Here is an 18,038-nt window from a genome sequence, read left to right on the forward strand (position 1 = left end):
GAAATCCTTCTGAAAACCGTAAAAAAAATGACTATCAATTTTCTGATAGTCATTTTTAATGGAACTCCACATTAAACGGAAGCCGATGTATGAAACTGTGCAACTTCCTTGCGTTCTTTTTTTCCATGAAGGAAAAAATACAGCACAATCACAGAAACAGCGATAATCCCCATGATGAAATACAAGTTGCTGTAACCTGTCACCGGAATGAGGAACCCGAGTAAGTACGGGCCAAATCCAAGGCCGCCATCCAAAAAGATGTAATAGGTCGAAGTCGCCAGACCCATGCGGTGTGGCTCAGTCAGCTTTACAGCAACCGCTTGTGATACAGATTGCATATTTCCGAAGCCAAGACCAATTAACGCACCAGCAAGCAATAAGGCCCAAGCAGAATGTGCGGTGCTAAGCAGTAACATCCCGGCTCCCAAAATCATAAACGCCGGATACATGATGATATTAGCGCCTTTCAAATCCATTAGTTTGCCGGTTACCGGACGTGAAACCAATACGGCTATGGCATATACGACAAAGAAGAAGCTAGCGGCATCAACCTGATCAATTTCGATTGCATAAAAATTGATAAACGAAAGCACGCTAGAATAACAAAAAGACACAAGCAGAAGAACAAAAGCAATCGGCAGCGCCTTTGGTTCGACGTAGTTCGAAAGCTTAAAGCCATTGGTTTCGGAAGCCTTAACAGCACCAGTTAACTCCGGCACTTTTACAACTAAAGTAATCAATAAACAAATCACACATAATACAAAACAAAAGCTAAAAATAACTTGGAAAGTCGTATGCTGACTCATAAATAATCCGATAAACGGACCGATGGCGGTGGCAAGCGTTGCACTCATACTGTAATAGCCGATGCCTTCACCTCTTCTTCGTGTTGGAATGACTTGGGCAACGATCGTACCTGCAGCGGTACTAGCTACCCCAAGAGTAACCCCATGGATGAAGCGGTTAATAAGCAAGAAAGTGATACCAAGGTGAACAAAATATAAAAGTGTGGTAATAGTAAATAAAACTAATCCAATAATTAATGTCCGTTTAAGACCGAACACCTCAATTTTACTGCCGATATAAAGCCGGCCAATCAATGTCCCGATAATGAAAATCCCGGTAACCAGCCCAGCCTGGCTCGTTGAAGCATGATATTCATTTACTGCATAAACGGCAATGGTTACCATTAATAAATAGAAAATCAGCGTTAAGAAAAAATTGACGGAGGACACAATAATAAAATCCTTCGTCCAAAGTTTAGGTCTTGTTTGATCCAACCTGTTCATCCCCTTATTTTACAATGTTGTTCCGTATTTCTCCCATGATACGGATTGCTTCTAGCTGCTCTTTTTCCGAGACCCCTGATAAAATTTCCTCTTCAAATTGATCAATTGGCACACGAATTTCGCAATAAACCTTTTTGCCAAGTTGTGTCAAATGCATCTTTTTCTCGCGTTTATCTTTGCTGGGAACCTGCTCAACATAGGCCAATTCCTCCAAGCGATTCATCGTTCTGGTCACAGTGGGCTTTTCAACCCCTTGATAATGGGCAAGTTCCACTAGTGTGGCGGCACCATAATGATACAGATAGTACAAAATCGTCCACTGTGCCCTCTGTAACCCATGTTCATAAAGCAGCACATTCAGCTTATTTTCAAAAGGACGATAAAGCATCATAAAATGATGAAAGAATTTCTGCGAAGATTTAATGGTAATCACCTCTGCCAAAAAAATAGTTACCCAAAGTAACAGTTAGCGAAGGTAACTAATATACTATATCAGAGGTGTTCACAAAATGTCCATATTTACGGCAAATTTTTTTAAAAAACCGGCACGTTGACTGTATAGTTTGTATTGTGATATAGTATTTATATTAGAAAGGGGTGGGTAAGTTGGGAAGTTGTATCGAATTGGCGAGTTAGCTAAAACTACGAATCTATCAAAACGGACGATAGATTACTATACCCAAATAGGCTTACTGAACCCTGTGAGAGCGGACTCCAATTATCGATTATATAGCGATGAGTGTATTCAGATTTTGGAATTGGTGGAACACTATAAAAATTTGAATATGCCGCTTGAAGAAATCAAAGGTGCTATTGAATTGATGAAGGCAAATGATGAAATCGATAAAGAAAAAGTAGAAAAGCACGTCGATCAGATTGCCGCCATTATGGCGCATTTAAAAGAAGAAATTAAACTGATGGAACCGTTTTTGGAAAAATTAAATTCCAATGAGAAGGAAATGGTAGTCAGCAAACTTTCACCACAGGGAATCACGTTAGCACAAACTTTACTATTATTATTGAACTAGATTACTATTTTTCTAACAAACAGGAGGTGTAACCTGGCTTAACAATTGTTAAGTTAGGAGACATGATAGCCATTAATTTACTTGTAATTGCAATACTGATTGCTTTTACAGCTTTTTTCGTAGCATATGAGTTTGCTATTGTAAAAATCCGCAGTACCCGTATTGATCAGCTTGTCGGCGAAGGAAACAAAAGCGCCATTGCTGCAAAAAAAATAGTTACCAACCTAGATGAATACTTGTCGGCCTGTCAGCTCGGGATTACCGTGACAGCGTTAGGATTAGGTTGGTTGGGTGAACCAACAGTGGATCATATGCTGCATCCGCTATTGACTTATATAAATTTACCAGAGTCAGTTGCGAGCATTGCATCATTTATTATTGCATTCTCGTTAGTCACCTTCATCCACGTTGTAGTTGGTGAATTGGCACCTAAGACTTTTGCCATTCAAAAGGCAGAAACGGTGACACTACTTTTTGCCAGACCGATGATTATTTTCTATAAAGTCATGTATCCATTTATCAAAGCTTTAAACGGATCAGCCCGCTTTATTGTCGGGATATTTGGCTTAAAACCTGCGTCCGAACATGAAACAGCCCACTCTGAAGAAGAGCTGCAATTAATCATTTCAGAAAGCTACAAGAGCGGGGAAATTAATCAATCAGAATACAAATATGTGAACAATATTTTTGAATTTGACGACCGTGTCGCCAAGGAAATTATGGTGCCGCGTACGGAGATTGTTGCATTTGATAAGTCCGAGACGTTGGCAGAATGCCTTGGTATTCTGAAGTCTGAAAAATATACGAGATACCCAGTTATTGATGGGGAAAAAGACAACATTATCGGTATGGTCAACATGAAAGAGGTCTTAACCGATTATGTGGCCGGCAAGAATCTCGATAAAACCATAGAGGAATATGTCCGTCCGGTGATTCAAGTGTTTGAATCAATTGCGATTCACGATTTGCTGGTGAAAATGCAGAAGGAACGGATTCATATGGCCATCTTAATGGATGAATACGGTGGAACTGCCGGTCTTGTTACCGTTGAGGACATCCTCGAAGAGATTGTCGGTGACATTCGTGATGAATTCGACGCCGATGAAGTGCCTGAAATAAATAAAATTAGCGAAAATAAAACGATTGTCGATGGTAAAGTGTTAATTGAAGAAATCAATGATTTATTCGGTTTGGACCTCGATGATTCGGAAATGGACACAATTGGCGGCTGGATTCTGTCACAAAAAATGGACGTCGTCAGCGGTGACAAAATTTGTTACGGCGACTACGAATTCACGATTCTCGAAGTCGACGGCTACCATATCATTTCATTAGAAATTGCAAAGATTATGAAGCAGGCCACGCCTGCATAAGAATAGATGAGGGATTCCTTTTGTGGTGTCAAGCACCGCTATGGGGGTCCCTTTTATTTTTACCGTGGGCTTTGTTTGAAGAGGGCACTTTAAAAAAGAATACCTTTATCAAACAAAATTTCTATGTATGTAAAGAAAAAATTATCTATTAAGGAAATATCTGTATGGTATATTTAAAACAAAAAGATAATTATAAAGGTGATAAATAGATGAGTTACCAATTTTTCAAACAACTAGAAAACTATATTCCCACTCTCTGTCAATTTCTGGATGATGGAACCTCAAACACAAAAAGACTAGATGAGGAGACAGGATATCCAATACCAGATACCCTCAAGGCTCTGTACTCCATACATAATGGTGAAAAAGAGATGCACCTGAGAATGGCGATTATTCTGTTCTTAATAATCTTAAAAATATTGAGTATATCACTTGCCCGTTTCCTGCTTTCATGGAAGCAAAGAATCAATTGGATCGAAAGGTTCATTTTGCCATAAGTGGCAGGATGAGCGAGGCTGAAGAACAAATTTATCGGGACTATGTAAAGGGGAGACTTTGATGCCGGTAAGTATTCGTCCTCCAAAGCTTGAGGATGCAAAGGCAGTGTGATCTAGTCATTGCATGCGACATTGAAGATTTTGGGGCACCGGACTTTGACTTGGGGGAATTACTGGATATGTGGGAAGCTTTGACCTTCAACATAATGTGTGGATTGTTGAAGATGAAGCAGTCCAAATCGTGGGATATGCGATAGAAAAGGACAATTAGAATTTAATGTAAATTTGTTTATCTTTTTCAAGAAAATTCTAATATAATAAACTAAGGTTGGATTACTTAAAAGGATACAACGGATGACAACTTAAAAGATAAAGAGATGGGGGTAACATTTAATGTCTAATGAAAATGATGTTTTATTAGAAAAAGGAAAACAAACCGAACCAAAAATTAGGGTTGAACGGAAAGAAGGGGAACCGACTGCAGCTTTCAAAGGAGCATCTTGGGGTGCGTTGTTAGTTGGTGTTGTGGCCTATCTCATTGGTTTGTTTAATGCAGATATGCAGTTAAATGAAAAAGGGTATTATTTCGCAGTATTAGTATTCGGACTCTATGCATCCGTATCTTTACAGAAAGCAGTAAGGGATAAAGATGAGGGTATTCCAGTCACTAATATCTATTATGGAATTAGTTGGTTAGCACTTATTGTATCTGTATCATTAATGGGCATCGGTTTATATAATGCCGGAAGCATTGTGTTAAGTGAAAAAGGATTTTACGGTATGGCATTCGTTCTTAGTATATTTGCTGCCGTCACTGTACAGAAGAATATTAGAGACACCCAACGGGCTCGGGAGAAAGAATAGGGTTAATTGTGAATATTTCCACCCCAGCTTTGAACTATATAACAATACAAAAGAACAACCGTAATGGTTGTTTTTTTTATCTCTTTGGTATACACAGGGTCATGAAAAATAAACGGATGAATTCCGGTTAAATTGGGAAATACCCATATTTCCTTGAAATTAAGGGGAGGTTTTCCGCTTATAGTAACCAAATCTTTAAAATTTGTCATATTTTGAGTAGTTAAACGGAAATTCTCCGCCTATAATCGCTGTTTTAGGCTTCCCCTATATCATTAGCAGGAATTTCTCCGCCTATTGAATTCTCATTTTAGCCTTACAAATGATCCTACCTTTTATTGTGCAAAAAGTATTACATTTTAGATTGCATTTTCCTATTAAATTTAATCTATACTTTGTACCTCTTTCCTTTATAGGGAACATTATTTTGTCCTGGGGATTCATTCAAGGAAGCAAAATATTTGGGAATACGGTTATGCTTGGCGGTATTCAGACTAGAGTGTATGCCGTTCTAGTAACATTACTATCTATTTTGGTTCTCCATCAGAAGATCTCGATCTATTCCATTATTGGGCTCTTTCTGATTGGTATCGGTACTATCTTTTTAAATAAATAACACTAAAGAAAACACTGTGTTTCACTATTGTAACAAATACCTTCTGTAGTCACTTTTTACTAGATTGACCATTCTTGTTTACTATTTCACAAAAAGAAATTATTATGTCTATATTGGATTAATTTTTATGGAATGTAACCTATGATGGTTACAACAAGGAGGTAATACATATGAAAAAATCTGTATTTCCAGAAGGATTTTTATGGGGCGGTGCAACTGCTGCGAACCAGCTAGAAGGTGCTTATAATGAAGGCGGCAAGGGCTTGTCCATTTTTGATATGGTTACGTTTGTTCCTAAGGAAGAACGTGGAATGGATCACTCCATGGATGTTCATAGCGAGCAGGAATTGGAAGAATTATTAGCCGGGAAAAAAGACGACAACTTCCCGAAACGCCGCGGCATTGACTTCTACCACCGTTATAAAGAAGATATCGCACTATTTGCTGAAATGGGCTTTAAAACATTCCGTTTGTCCATCTCTTGGCCACGGATTTTTCCAAATGGTGATGACCTAGAGCCAAATGAAGAAGGCTTAGCATTCTACGATAGAGTATTTGACGAGCTTTTAAAATATGATATTGAACCGTTAGTCACGTTATCTCACTATGAGATGCCGCTTCACCTTGTTCAAAAATATAACGGCTGGACAGACCGCCGTCTGATTGAGTTCTTTGTCAATTATGCTGAAACAGTGTTCAAGCGTTATAAGGATAAGGTAAAATACTGGTTGACTTTCAATGAAATTAACATTTCTACGTTCTCTCCTTATATCGGAAGCGGGATTCTTGTTGACCGCGTCGAGAACAAAGAGCAAGCGGTTTATCAAGCGCTGCACCACCAATTTGTCGCTAGCGCACGAGTAACAAAACTATGCCACGAAATTATTCCAGGTTCCATGATGGGCTGTATGCTGGCACGCATGGAAACTTATCCGGAAACTTGCAATCCAGATGATGTGTTGAAAGCATTAGAAGATGACCAGAAGAATTTATTCTTCACAGACGTGCAAGTGCGCGGCTATTATCCAAGCTTCATGAACCGTTATTTTGAAGAAAATAATATAAAAATTGAAATGCTGCCTGGCGATGAGGAAATCTTACTTCAGCACCCAGTAGATTACTTATCATTTAGCTACTATATGTCCATGGTGTCAAGCGGAAACCCGGATAAACTACAAGAAAAGGGCAACTTCTTCAATGTTATCAAAAACCCTTACTTAAAAGCTTCTGACTGGGGCTGGCAGATTGATCCTAAGGGACTGCGTATCACTTTAAAGAAATTGTATGATCGCTACCAAGTGCCATTGTTTATCGTAGAAAACGGCTTAGGTGCTTATGATAAAGTTGAGGAAGACGGCTCTATCATTGACGATTATCGAATCGATTACATGCGTGAACATATCGAGCAAATGGGAGAAGCCATCAAGGATGGCGTTGACCTCATCGGCTACACTAGCTGGGGCTGCATCGACTTAATCAGTGCGGGTACATCAGAAATGTCCAAACGCTACGGTTTCATCTACGTAGACCAGGACGATTACGGCAACGGTACACTGGAAAGAAAAAAGAAAAAATCCTTTGATTGGTATAAACAGGTTATTGCAACCAATGGCGAAGAACTATAATTAATGCAATGAGGAACCCAAATAATGTCATGTTATTTGGGTTTTTTAGTGGATACAGTTTTATCGCTCTATATCCTTTGCTAGTAAGCTGAAGGTAACTATGTCCTCAAAATGGTCGTATAGCCATTGACTCTCTCGCTTATTTCCTTCTTTAAAAAACCCCAATCTATCTCTATTTCTTCGTCTACTTTGAATAAAAACAAATAAACTCCCCCAAAAGATTATTTTTAATTATCTTTATTCTTTAAACCCGATGACCCGAATCCTTTTGTAATCCGCAACCCAATGACCATCTTTATATAAATCTTCTTTTAAATTATTTACAACCTTTGAGATAATCCAATCTTGTTTATCCGTGGATATACCTTTGAATAAACTTACTCCAAACATGTCAATCCAATTCCTCAAGCCATTATCACCGTCTAATTTTGTCGGCCTGTCAAAATGCTGAGCAAAGGTTACCCTGAATCCCGCTTTTTCCATTAAAGATGAGTACTCTGCAATGCTTGGATAGAACCAGGGGAAAGAATCCATATGGAATGGGATTCCAGCATTCCCAATTTCCTTAATGATCTCATCTGTTATGGTTTGTACATTCCCTTTACCGCCAAATTCGGCCACAAACCTTCCACCAGCTTTTAAACTTTTGTAAATACTATTTAATGCTTGAGCAGGTGGTTTCACCCAATGCAGCACAGCATTGGAGAACACAGCATCAAATTCCTCACTATAACCCAAATCCGTCGCATCTTTCACAGTAAAATGAATATTGGGGTATTTGCTCTTTGCCTGTACAATCATGTTCTCAGAGTTGTCTACACCGATTACGTCTACACCAAAATACAACAAATACTTGGCCAAATCTCCAGTTCCACATCCAAGGTCAAGAATTCGCTCGCCTTTTTGGGGAGCCAATAATTCTACTAAATTTTCTCCAAATCCCGAAACGAATGAATGTTTGCTATCGTATAAATTGGCATTCCAGCTGTCCTGTTCAAGTTTTTTCAAAGAAATCTCCCCCATTCCAATAACCTTATTATCACACATTATGACCAGTTATTTTAAACTCCAAGATACCTTTTTTCGTGATAAAATAAATTAATAGTTTAAGGTATTTTCTACATACATGGGGGAACGGTTATGGCTGTAGTGAAATCAGTGAAATTCGATGGTGAGCAAATCCATGTATTTAACAGTGCAATCTATATATTTGAGTCCGGTGAGGACCTTACATTACAACTGGACTTAATCGTTAGTGAGGTCGTGATAAAAAAGGTTCATCATCTGGAGAATATTATTGTTGAAATTGAACTGCAAGATGACAGGATCATCCAATCAATTATGCATGTGAAAATTATTCCCGGATCACTGCCACAGCTCAGTTTGTTTGCTGAGATTGATGACCTTCAAGAATACAACTTTCTTGAGGTGGTTAACGAAAACGATGCTTGGTTTCCAAATATAGAAGAAGGCATCACCCTACAAGACATAAGAAAGGTAGAAATGCCGGAGGAAGAAATTCGACTTAAGCTTAAGCTGCCTATTGACCAGGTCGAATGGCTGAAGTCACAAAAGAAATCGCGTTTGAATGAATTTTTGCAGGAAATAATACACGAATACATGAAAAAGCAACATTAATCCTGTACCAAAAGTGCAGGATATTTTTTATTTCAAATTTTTCGAAATATTATTGACAAGAAAATAAATAATATTTATTATAAAAATCAGATAAATAATATTTATTTTTAAAAAAGGATGGTGGTCACCATGCTTTAAAAAATCACAATAAATGAAAACGTTTACTTGAATAATAAATTTGCCTCTAAACTTACTATCCTACTGAAAATCATGTATTCTATTGGTATGTTTAGAATGCGGTAACTGCAGGAGGATATAGTTTTATGAAAAATATAAGTGATCAGCTCGTCCATGAACTAGGTAGAAAGATTGTAACGGGTGAGTTTCCACAGGGGGGAATTCTACCAAAAGTGGAGGACTTAAGTGAAACCTATGAGGTAAGCCGCACGGTAGTTCGCGAGGCTTACAGGGGACTATCCACACTTGGGCTTGTCCGGTCTAATCAAAGGGCTGGGACAGTGGTGCTGCCGCGATCTGAATGGCAATGGTGGAACTTGGATGTACTAACATGGGTACTTGAAGATGAGAACAATACAGACTTTTTGCTGCACTTGACGGAAATAAGACTTGGACTTGAACCAACTGCAGCAGCGCTAGCAGCAAAAAGGGCGACAGAAGAAGATCATCTGAAAATAACAGATGCCTTTAAACGGCTTGAGCAGTCACTTGGTGATGAAAAGGCGTGGGCCATTGCTGATTATGATTTCCATGAAAGCATCTTACAGGCTTCTCATAACGATTTAATGATTAATACCATTAAAACACTACGAAAAGCGTTGGTCATTAGCCGTGAAAAAACATTGGAAGCAGCGAAAAACGAGCAAGAATCGCCTTATGATACCCCGACACAAGAGGTTTTAGAAAGACATCGTTCCATATATGATGCTGTCATGACGCGCAATGAAACACTAGCACACCAGAAAATGACAGAATTAATCTTGCGTGTCCAAAACATATTAGAAAAAATTTATGGTTACCAATCATAGAGGGAGGAATGTACAAATGGGTTTACAGATTGTCAGGTTTGAAAAAGAGAAAAAAGAGCAATGGGGAGTAGTTTCGGGTAATCAAATTCTAGTACTAACGGAATCCTATAGCTCTTTGGCAGATTTCTTGAAAAATGGAGCTGAAGAAGCGAGAAAGGTAAAAGAGAATGGATCGGGTGAAACAGTCACGCTCGAAGAAGTGGCAATCCTAAGCCCAGTCACTAAACCGGCAAGAATTGTCTGTCAAGGAGCCAATTATTCTTCTCACCGGGCAGAAGCAGGGCTTGAGGCAGCGCGCCCTCCATTTAATTTGATTTTCGGCAAAGCAGATAGCTCGCTATGTGGCGCCTATACGGAGATTGTTCGACCGTCTAACGTCCAGCTATTAGACTACGAAATTGAATTAGGACTTGTTCTTGGAGCAGATATCGAGCAATCCTTAGAAGTAACTGATGAAAATCTGCACCAATATGTTGCCGGTCTTGTGATTTTCAATGATGTTTCTGCCCGGGATGTTCAGCTGACAGAAGGCCAGTGGCTGAAGGGGAAAAGCTACCGGACATTTGGACCAACAGGACCATTCTTATATCTGTTGGACAAAGAAGAAATTTCGCTTATCCATGACCTTGAATTGAAGTGCTGGGTGAATGATGAATTGCGTCAATCGGCCAATACGAATCAACTGCTGTTCAAACCTGCCGAAACCCTTTCAGAGCTGTCACAGATTATGGACTTATCAACTGGCGATTTAATCGTAACTGGTACAACAGGCGGTGTTGCGCTAAATCTTACTCCGGACGTTCTCGGCCAAGTCTCAGGGATGGGAACTCCTTACCAGAAAAAGCTGGAATTACTTGTTGAAAGTCAAATCAACAATGGCAAGTACTTAAAAGATGGCGATGTCATTCGCTGCCAAATCAAAAGCAGTGATGGAACCATTGACCTTGGTGAGCAAGTAAATAAGGTCGTTTCCAGTAAAGTCGCCATTTCCTAACATTTAGCCGGGATTTAATGATTTAAATCCCGGCACCTCAAATCTACCCATCATAGATAAACACATTCGTATTCTTCAAAAATGCTTAATATGTATCCGCTTACAAACCAAATAACGAAGGGGTATGATGAATGAAACCAGAAAAGTTCGATGTTGCGATTGTTGGTTATGGTCCGGTATCTAAGGTTTTGGCAGCTTTGCTTGGTCAAAAAGGCTGGAAGGTTGGGGTCTTCGAGAGGTTCCCAAAAGCATATCCGCTTCCACGTGCTGTCCATTTTGATGACGAAACCGCCCGTATTTTACAATCTGTAATACCCGCTAGCGAAATTGAAAGAATTACTGATGTTGCGGAAGACCTCTATACCTGGTGTAATGCTGAAAGAAAGAATCTGCTTGAAATAGACTTTTCTATGTTTGGTGTTTCAGGTTGGCCAGGGCATTTGTTCTTTAATCAACCCGAACTGGAAGACGTATTGGATCGTGCCTGCCAGGAGCAGACTACGGTAAGCGTCAATTTTGGGAATGAGGCCATTGGATTGACGGAATTTGATGATCACGTGGTACTCGAAGTAAAGGATCTGCAGGGTGAAATAAGCAAAATCCAAGCTAAATATGTGGTAGGAGCTGATGGAGCCAACAGTTTTGTGCGGAAAAATATGGAACATAGTATCACGGATCTTGGATTTGTAGCGGATTGGCTGGTAGTGGATATCATTCCGCAAACAAAAAGGGAATGGAAGCCGATGAATCTGCAAGTCTGCGACCCAGCACGCCCAACAACGGTAGTTTCAGGTGGTCCTGGCCGGAGACGCTGGGAGTTCATGGCCCTGCCTGGTGAAACGAAGGAAGATCTGAATAAGGAAGAAGTAGTATGGGAATTACTCAAGCCATGGGACATTAACCCAGAAAACTCCATTTTGGAGCGTCATGCCATCTATACCTTTAAAGCTTTATCGGTGGATGAATGGCGTAAAGGAAGATTGATATTAGCTGGAGACTCTGCCCATTTAACACCGCCATTCGCTGGTCAAGGGATGTGCGCAGGAATTCGTGATTCCAAGAATTTAGCATGGAAGCTTGATTTAATCCTATCAGGAAAAACAGATGACACCATCCTTGATACGTATACGAAGGAACGGAATCCACATAACCGTGAGGTGGTCGAATCTGCCTTGTTTTTGGGAAAAGTCATTTGCGTAACGGATCCGGAAGCTGCCGCTCAGCGTGATGAAATGTTCTTTACAGGTCAAGTGCCGCCATTTCCTGAATTCCCATATTTGACTGACGGCCTTCTAGCCCACCAAGGCAGTTATACTGGAAAACTATCGTTTCAAAGCAGGGTCAGTTATCAAGGGAAAACAGGACTATTTGATGATATTGTCGGGGACGACTGGATCATTATGAGCCCAGTTGAGGATCCGAAAAAGGTATTGACTGAAGAACAAATCGCTTTCCTCGACAGCATCGGTGCAAAGTTCATAAAGATTTCCCAATTTTCAGATTCCAACTCTGACAATCAAGTAATAGATGTAGATGGAAAATACCAGCAGTATTTTAATGAAACGGGGTTAGAAGCCGTAATCGCCCGTCCGGATTATTACCTCTTTGGAGCTGTATCAAACCTAGCAGAATTACCAACGCTTGTTGAGAGCTTAACGGAGCAATTGGGTCAATATATGAAGAGTATTACTGTAGGGTAAATCAATTTTCTATATACCATGAGGGGGAATGTTAGATGTCAAACGTAAAAGTATTCCGTGTAGCGTATGTTGATTTATATGCGAAAAATCCTGTGGAAATGGTGGACTATTATACAAACACAATGGGTTACCGAATTACCGAAGAAAAGGATGGTGTAACCTACCTCAGCAACGGGTTTGACCATCACAATATCGTTGTGACGCCTGCTGAGGAAAAATCAGTCCGCCGCTATGGATACCAATTGGATGGCAAATTAACACTAGAGGAGGTCCAGGAGCAGCTGGATTCCAAAGGAATTTCTTCTAGTCTAAAAATAAATTCTAAACCAGGAATCTCAAGATTGCTAGAACTGCAAGATCCGGCAGGAAATGTTCTCGAATTATTTACAGAAATGGAGCAAACAGCCGTTGGTTTCGGCACTACCGGCATTGTACCGCATAAATTGGGGCATATTGCCTTCCTAGCGAAGAATTTCAAGGATACCATTGAATTCTATAGGGATGCATTAGGCTTCTATTTTACCGACCAAATTGGGCATGAATTTGCTAACTTCCTTACTTGTAATAATGACCACCATGTCATTAATGTGGTTGCCTCTGATGAGACAAGGCTGCACCACATCGCGTTCCAGTTGAAGGATGCCAGCCATCAATATGCCAGCTCCGATGTGTTGGCCAAAAATGGGGTGTCAGTCATTTGGGGGCCTTCCCGCCATACGGCAGGCCATAATATCGCAACCTATCATTATGATCCAGATGGAAATGTAGTGGAATTATATATTGATATGGATGTCCTAGTTCCTGAGCTTGGGATTTTCGAACCCCGCCCATGGCATGAGGTGCTTCCGTTGAAACCGAGAGTTTGGGAAGCCCTAAGTGCGTGGGGAACACAATTTGATTTTGATTTGGCCAAAGTGTAAGGAGAGCAGACGAAATGGTGCAAGAAACCTTTTTCCTTGAAGTGAAACCTGGCTCCCAACAGGAGTTTGAGACTGCTTTTAAAAAAGTAGCCGGCCTACTTTCGACTGCCAAGGGCTTCTTGGGATCTGAACTGCAAAGGTGCATAGAGCAAGATAATAAGTATCTAGTCTGTGTTAAATGGAAAACTGTGGAGGATCATGTGGTTGAATTTAAAAATTCGCCTGCCTTTCAAGAAATGAAGGCTTTAATTGGTCCCTTCTATTTGCATGTTCCTCAAACAGAGCATTATAGACTGATACTTTAATAGAAAAAGTGGAGACAATGGAAAGTAGAAATTGAAAGAAGGATGGGACATTGGGGTCGTATTTCGTTGACTTTTTCGTCCCTCTTCTTTTTTAAGGTTACATATTTTTTGAAATGAATGGAGGAGCATAATGAACACTTATATTATTGATGGGGCGAGAACCCCGTTTGGAACGTATGGCGGTTCTTTAAAGGAAGTAAGCGACTTGAACCTAGGTGTAATAGCAACAAAGGGAGCGATAGAGAGAAGCGGCATTCCTGCATGTGATATCGATGAAATTATCTTCGGAAATGTGATTGGGACAGGGAGTCATTCTCCTTATTTGGCAAGGCATATAGGCTTAAAAAGCGGGATGTCCCAGTCATCAGCAGCGCTTACCCTCAACCGGTTATGCGGGTCAGGATTACAGTCCATTGTATCAGGGGCACAGGCGATTGCATTAGGGGAAGCAAGTGTGGTGGCAGCTGGCGGGAGTGAAAGCATGAGCTTAGCACCTCAAATCCTGAAGGGAACGCGTTTTGGTTCGCCAAACAAGGCACCTGAAGTGGTCGATATGCTTTGGGAGACCTTAATCGACCAATATGTTGGCTGTGGAATGGGCATGACAGCAGAAAATCTTGCGGAGAAATACAACATCTCGCGTGAGGAACAAGATTCATTTTCAGTTCTGTCTCAGGAAAAGGCTAAGAATGCAAGGGATGGCGGCCGTCTTGGTGATGAAATTGTGCCAGTTATTATCAAAGACCGGAAAGGAAAAGAACTTGCGATCAGTGTTGATGAGCACATAAGAGATGGTGTCAACATGGAAGGCTTGGCCAAATTAAGACCTGCTTTTAAGAAGGATGGTTCGGTAACGCCAGGAAACGCAAGCGGCATAAATGACGGTGCTGCTGCTGTCATCCTAGCCTCAGAGGGATATGTACAAGAGCATCAATTAAAACCATTGGCAAGAATCGTTTCATGGGCCGTAGCAGGAGTCGATCCGAAAATGATGGGAATCGGGCCTGTTCCAGCAAGCAAAAAAGCATTGGAAAAGGCTGGGTTAACCCTTGCCGATATTGACTTAGTTGAATTAAATGAGGCGTTTGCTGCCCAATCGTTAGCTGTTATCAAAGAACTGGGGCTAGATCAAGAAAAAGTAAATGTGAACGGCGGGGCGATTGCTCTAGGTCATCCCCTAGGTGCTAGCGGAGCGAGAATTACCTATTCTTTGGCGCTTGAACTGCGAAAACGGAACTTGAGATATGGTTTAGCCACCCTCTGTATCGGCGGCGGACAAGGAATCGCAATGATTATTGAATCAGTAAGGTGAAGGGAGAATGACAATGGAACAAAATCTTGTTAATTTATCTATAGAAAATAACGTTGCTATTGTTACATTAAACCGTCCGGAAGCAGGGAATGCCATAGATCTTCAAATGGCTAAGGAACTGATGGAGGCAGCTATCTATTGCTCTGAAAGTCAAACCGTAAGGGCTGTTGTGATCACTGGGGCAGGAACGAGGTTTTCTGTCGGGGGTGATTTGAAAAGCTTTGCGGCGGAAGGCGAAGACATCAGTGCGCATCTGAAAAAGGTGACATCTTACCTGCATCAAGCGATTTCGTTTTTTGCCAGAATGAACAAGCCTTTCATTGGGGCAATTAATGGTGCAGCTGCAGGCGCCGGGATGAGCATGGCGTGTGCCTGCGATTTGGTTTATGCATCAGATAAGGCAAAGTTTGTCATGGCCTATAACCGGATCGGGTTAACGCCAGATGGCTCCGGCAGTTATTTTTTACCACGGTTGGTGGGAATGAGACGGGCCTTAGAGCTAATGTACACCAATCGCCAGTTGACTGCAGACGAGGCTTGTGAATGGGGGATCGTCAACCAGGTTGTAGCGGAGGATCAATTAATGGATACTGTCCTCGGATTAGCAGAAACGTTGGCTAAGGGTCCAATGAACGCATATGGGGAAACGAAAAAACTTTTCTATCATTCCCTGCAGGAAACACTGGAATCGCAAATGAGCAAGGAGTCGTTGCTGCTTGCTGAAAGAGCGAGCAGTAAAGAGGGAAAAGAGGGAATTGCCGCTTTCCTGGAGAAGCGAAATGCAATTTTTTCTTAAGAAATGGTAGCTTGGAGGGATAGGAATGAAGGCAGAAAAGATGCAAGCGAAGTTACTTTGGGAGCCCTCGCAAGACATACAAGATCAGTCAAATATAAAAAGGTTTATGACTTGGCTAGAGGTACATCGAGGGCTGAAATTTGAGCAATACGATCAATTATGGGAATGGTCCGTCACTGAGGTGGAAAACTTTTGGTCTGCCATTTGGGACTACTTCGAAATCAAAGCAGAAAGACCTTATGAAGACGTACTATCCGGGAGTAAAATGCCGAATGTTCAATGGTTTTCGGGTGCGGTGTTGAACTATGCTGAACACATTTTCAGAAATGAAGAACGTGGTAAAATCGCCGTCATTCATCAGTCCGAAATCCGTGAACAACAGGAGTTGACCTGGGAGGAATTAAAAAGAAATACGGCAGCAGCAGCACAACACTTAAAGTCCATTGGAGTAACGAGCGGGGACCGGGTTGTAGCGTATGCCCCTAATATCCCGGAAACTCTGACAGCCTTTCTTGCATGTGCCAGCATTGGCGCGGTTTGGTCAAGCTGTGCACCGGAATTTGGAATCAAAAGTGTCATTGATCGTTTCAAACAAATCCAACCCACCGTTTTGATAGCCGTTGATGGCTACCAATATAGCGGAAAGAAATACGACAGGCTTAATCTTGTGAAAAATTTACAAGACGAATTGCCTACTTTAAAGCAAACCATTGTTATTCCATACTTGAATGAACAAGCAGACATTGCGGACCAACAAAATTCTGTCCGTTGGGATACTATCATGGCAGAACACAAGAATGCACCGCTAATTTGTGAACAAGTGCCGTTTAGTCATCCACTTTGGATTTTGTATTCTTCGGGAACAACGGGAAAACCAAAAGGGATTGTTCAAAGTCAGGGAGGAATCCTGCTGGAGCATTTGAAATTCCTGGGTCTGCAAGGAGATTTAAAGAAGGACGATCGATTTTTTTGGTACACCACTACAGGCTGGATGATGTGGAATATTACTGTCAGCGGGCTGTTGACCGGGGCAGCGATCGTGATGTATGATGGCAATCCGGCCTATCCTGATTATGAAACAATGTGGAAATTGGCGGAATCTACTAAAATGACGACTTTTGGAACGAGTGCAAGCTTTATAATGGCAAGCATGAAGGCCGGTGTGAAACCGAAGGAACAGTTTGATTTATCATCTCTAAGAAGTATCGGGTCTACGGGTTCGCCTTTGCCTGAAAGCGGGTTCCAATGGATTTATGATGAGGTGAAAGAAGATATCTGGCTCTATTCCACGAGCGGGGGAACGGATATTTGTTCAGGATTTGTCGGCGGCAGTCCAATCTTGCCGGTCTATTCAGGGGAAATCCAGGCCAGGGCACTAGGAGCTGCTGTAAAGGCATTTAATGATGACGGTGTTGAGGTATATGATGAAATCGGCGAATTGGTCATTACCGAACCAATGCCCTGTATGCCGATTTATTTTTGGAATGACGATGATGGCTTCAGGTATAAGGACAGCTACTTCGACGTCTACCCCGATGTTTGGAGGCATGGAGACTTTATCGAGGTCACTTCAAGAGGAACAGTAGTGATTTATGGCCGTTCGGATGCGACTATTAATCGCGGCGGCATTCGCATGGGAACAAGTGAAATATATGGCGCACTGGAAATCATCATGGAAGTGGTAGATAGTTTAATTGTGGACATTCCGATTAATGCTGAGGAATCTTACATGCCGTTATTTATTGTACTCAAGGATGGAGCGGAGCTATCAGATGATTTGAAAAACCGCATTAACCAAACCATTCGTGTCAATTGTTCTCCAAGGCACGTGCCTAATGAAATTTTCAGTGTGAAAGACCTGCCAAAAACGTTGAATGGTAAGAAACTGGAGGTTCCAATCAAGAAAATTCTGATGGGTATGGAGATTGAACAGGCGGTAAATGAAGGTTCACTGTTAAATCCGGAGACATTACCATACTTTGTTGAATTTAGAAACGGGTTAGTTCAGGGGGTTAAAAACTAAGGTGATATTCATTTACTACTAATAACGTCGCTACCATGTTTGGTTTAAAAAGTTTAAAGAGCTACTCCCAAATTG

At 41.1% G+C, this 18,038-nt stretch carries 17 protein-coding genes; 14 read left to right on the forward strand and 3 right to left on the reverse strand.

Annotated features, from left to right (window positions below):
* Nucleotides 1-71 precede the first annotated feature (71 nt).
* Nucleotides 72-1,280 (reverse strand): MFS transporter, encoded by a 1,209-nt coding sequence (locus ACZ43M_RS12590; RefSeq protein ID WP_464507749.1) that lies wholly within the window; start codon nucleotides 1,278-1,280, stop codon nucleotides 72-74.
* A 13-nt stretch (nucleotides 1,281-1,293) separates the two neighbouring features.
* Complete coding sequence (locus tag ACZ43M_RS12595; protein WP_464508017.1) at nucleotides 1,294-1,680, reverse strand: MarR family winged helix-turn-helix transcriptional regulator; 387 nt, start codon at nucleotides 1,678-1,680, stop codon at nucleotides 1,294-1,296.
* 223 nt (nucleotides 1,681-1,903) lie between these two features.
* On the opposite strand from ACZ43M_RS12595, the gene ACZ43M_RS12600 reads away from it, so the two are divergent.
* From ACZ43M_RS12600 to ACZ43M_RS12620, 5 genes are all read left to right on the forward strand, one after another.
* Nucleotides 1,904-2,317, forward strand: a complete 414-nt coding sequence (locus tag ACZ43M_RS12600) for a MerR family transcriptional regulator (protein ID WP_464507750.1) — start codon at nucleotides 1,904-1,906, stop codon at nucleotides 2,315-2,317.
* A gap of 62 nt (nucleotides 2,318-2,379) precedes the next feature.
* Nucleotides 2,380-3,690, forward strand: coding sequence for a hemolysin family protein (locus ACZ43M_RS12605; RefSeq protein ID WP_464507751.1), 1,311 nt, complete (start codon nucleotides 2,380-2,382; stop codon nucleotides 3,688-3,690).
* A 209-nt stretch (nucleotides 3,691-3,899) separates the two neighbouring features.
* Entirely contained in the window at nucleotides 3,900-4,187 is a 288-nt protein-coding gene (locus ACZ43M_RS12610; protein ID WP_464507752.1) for a hypothetical protein, read from the forward strand.
* 393 nt (nucleotides 4,188-4,580) lie between these two features.
* Nucleotides 4,581-5,051 carry an inner membrane protein YiaA gene (gene yiaA / locus ACZ43M_RS12615; protein ID WP_464507753.1) on the forward strand — a complete coding sequence of 157 codons (471 nt, stop codon included), beginning with the start codon at nucleotides 4,581-4,583 and terminating at the stop codon, nucleotides 5,049-5,051.
* 783 nt (nucleotides 5,052-5,834) lie between these two features.
* Nucleotides 5,835-7,289: a glycoside hydrolase family 1 protein gene (locus ACZ43M_RS12620; RefSeq protein WP_464507754.1), complete on the forward strand. Its 1,455-nt coding sequence runs from the start codon at nucleotides 5,835-5,837 to the stop codon at nucleotides 7,287-7,289.
* 237 nt (nucleotides 7,290-7,526) lie between these two features.
* Here ACZ43M_RS12620 and ACZ43M_RS12625 read toward each other — a convergent pair whose 3' ends face one another.
* Nucleotides 7,527-8,312, reverse strand: a complete 786-nt coding sequence (locus tag ACZ43M_RS12625) for a class I SAM-dependent methyltransferase (protein ID WP_464507755.1) — start codon at nucleotides 8,310-8,312, stop codon at nucleotides 7,527-7,529.
* A 117-nt stretch (nucleotides 8,313-8,429) separates the two neighbouring features.
* Between ACZ43M_RS12625 and ACZ43M_RS12630 the strand changes: the two genes are divergently transcribed.
* The 9 genes from ACZ43M_RS12630 (at nucleotide 8,430) to ACZ43M_RS12670 (ending at nucleotide 17,963) form a co-directional block, all read left to right on the forward strand.
* Nucleotides 8,430-8,927: a hypothetical protein gene (locus ACZ43M_RS12630; protein ID WP_464507756.1), complete on the forward strand. Its 498-nt coding sequence runs from the start codon at nucleotides 8,430-8,432 to the stop codon at nucleotides 8,925-8,927.
* A 263-nt stretch (nucleotides 8,928-9,190) separates the two neighbouring features.
* Complete coding sequence (locus tag ACZ43M_RS12635; protein WP_464507757.1) at nucleotides 9,191-9,913, forward strand: FadR/GntR family transcriptional regulator; 723 nt, start codon at nucleotides 9,191-9,193, stop codon at nucleotides 9,911-9,913.
* A gap of 16 nt (nucleotides 9,914-9,929) precedes the next feature.
* Entirely contained in the window at nucleotides 9,930-10,907 is a 978-nt protein-coding gene (locus tag ACZ43M_RS12640) for a fumarylacetoacetate hydrolase family protein (RefSeq protein ID WP_464507758.1), read from the forward strand.
* A 131-nt stretch (nucleotides 10,908-11,038) separates the two neighbouring features.
* Nucleotides 11,039-12,607 (forward strand): bifunctional 3-(3-hydroxy-phenyl)propionate/3-hydroxycinnamic acid hydroxylase MhpA, encoded by a 1,569-nt coding sequence (gene mhpA / locus ACZ43M_RS12645; RefSeq protein ID WP_464507759.1) that lies wholly within the window; start codon nucleotides 11,039-11,041, stop codon nucleotides 12,605-12,607.
* Between the two features lie 35 nt (nucleotides 12,608-12,642).
* Complete coding sequence (locus tag ACZ43M_RS12650) at nucleotides 12,643-13,527, forward strand: VOC family protein (RefSeq protein ID WP_464507760.1); 885 nt, start codon at nucleotides 12,643-12,645, stop codon at nucleotides 13,525-13,527.
* A gap of 14 nt (nucleotides 13,528-13,541) precedes the next feature.
* Nucleotides 13,542-13,832, forward strand: coding sequence for an antibiotic biosynthesis monooxygenase family protein (locus ACZ43M_RS12655; protein WP_464507761.1), 291 nt, complete (start codon nucleotides 13,542-13,544; stop codon nucleotides 13,830-13,832).
* Between the two features lie 127 nt (nucleotides 13,833-13,959).
* Nucleotides 13,960-15,144 carry an acetyl-CoA C-acetyltransferase gene (locus ACZ43M_RS12660; RefSeq protein ID WP_464508018.1) on the forward strand — a complete coding sequence of 395 codons (1,185 nt, stop codon included), beginning with the start codon at nucleotides 13,960-13,962 and terminating at the stop codon, nucleotides 15,142-15,144.
* 13 nt (nucleotides 15,145-15,157) lie between these two features.
* Nucleotides 15,158-15,940 (forward strand): enoyl-CoA hydratase/isomerase family protein, encoded by a 783-nt coding sequence (locus tag ACZ43M_RS12665; protein ID WP_464507762.1) that lies wholly within the window; start codon nucleotides 15,158-15,160, stop codon nucleotides 15,938-15,940.
* Nucleotides 15,941-15,965: 25 nt separating this feature from the next.
* Nucleotides 15,966-17,963 (forward strand): acetoacetate--CoA ligase, encoded by a 1,998-nt coding sequence (locus ACZ43M_RS12670; RefSeq protein WP_464507763.1) that lies wholly within the window; start codon nucleotides 15,966-15,968, stop codon nucleotides 17,961-17,963.
* Nucleotides 17,964-18,038 lie beyond the last annotated feature (75 nt).

The sequence above is a fragment of the Neobacillus sp. B24 genome, assembly GCF_055381825.1.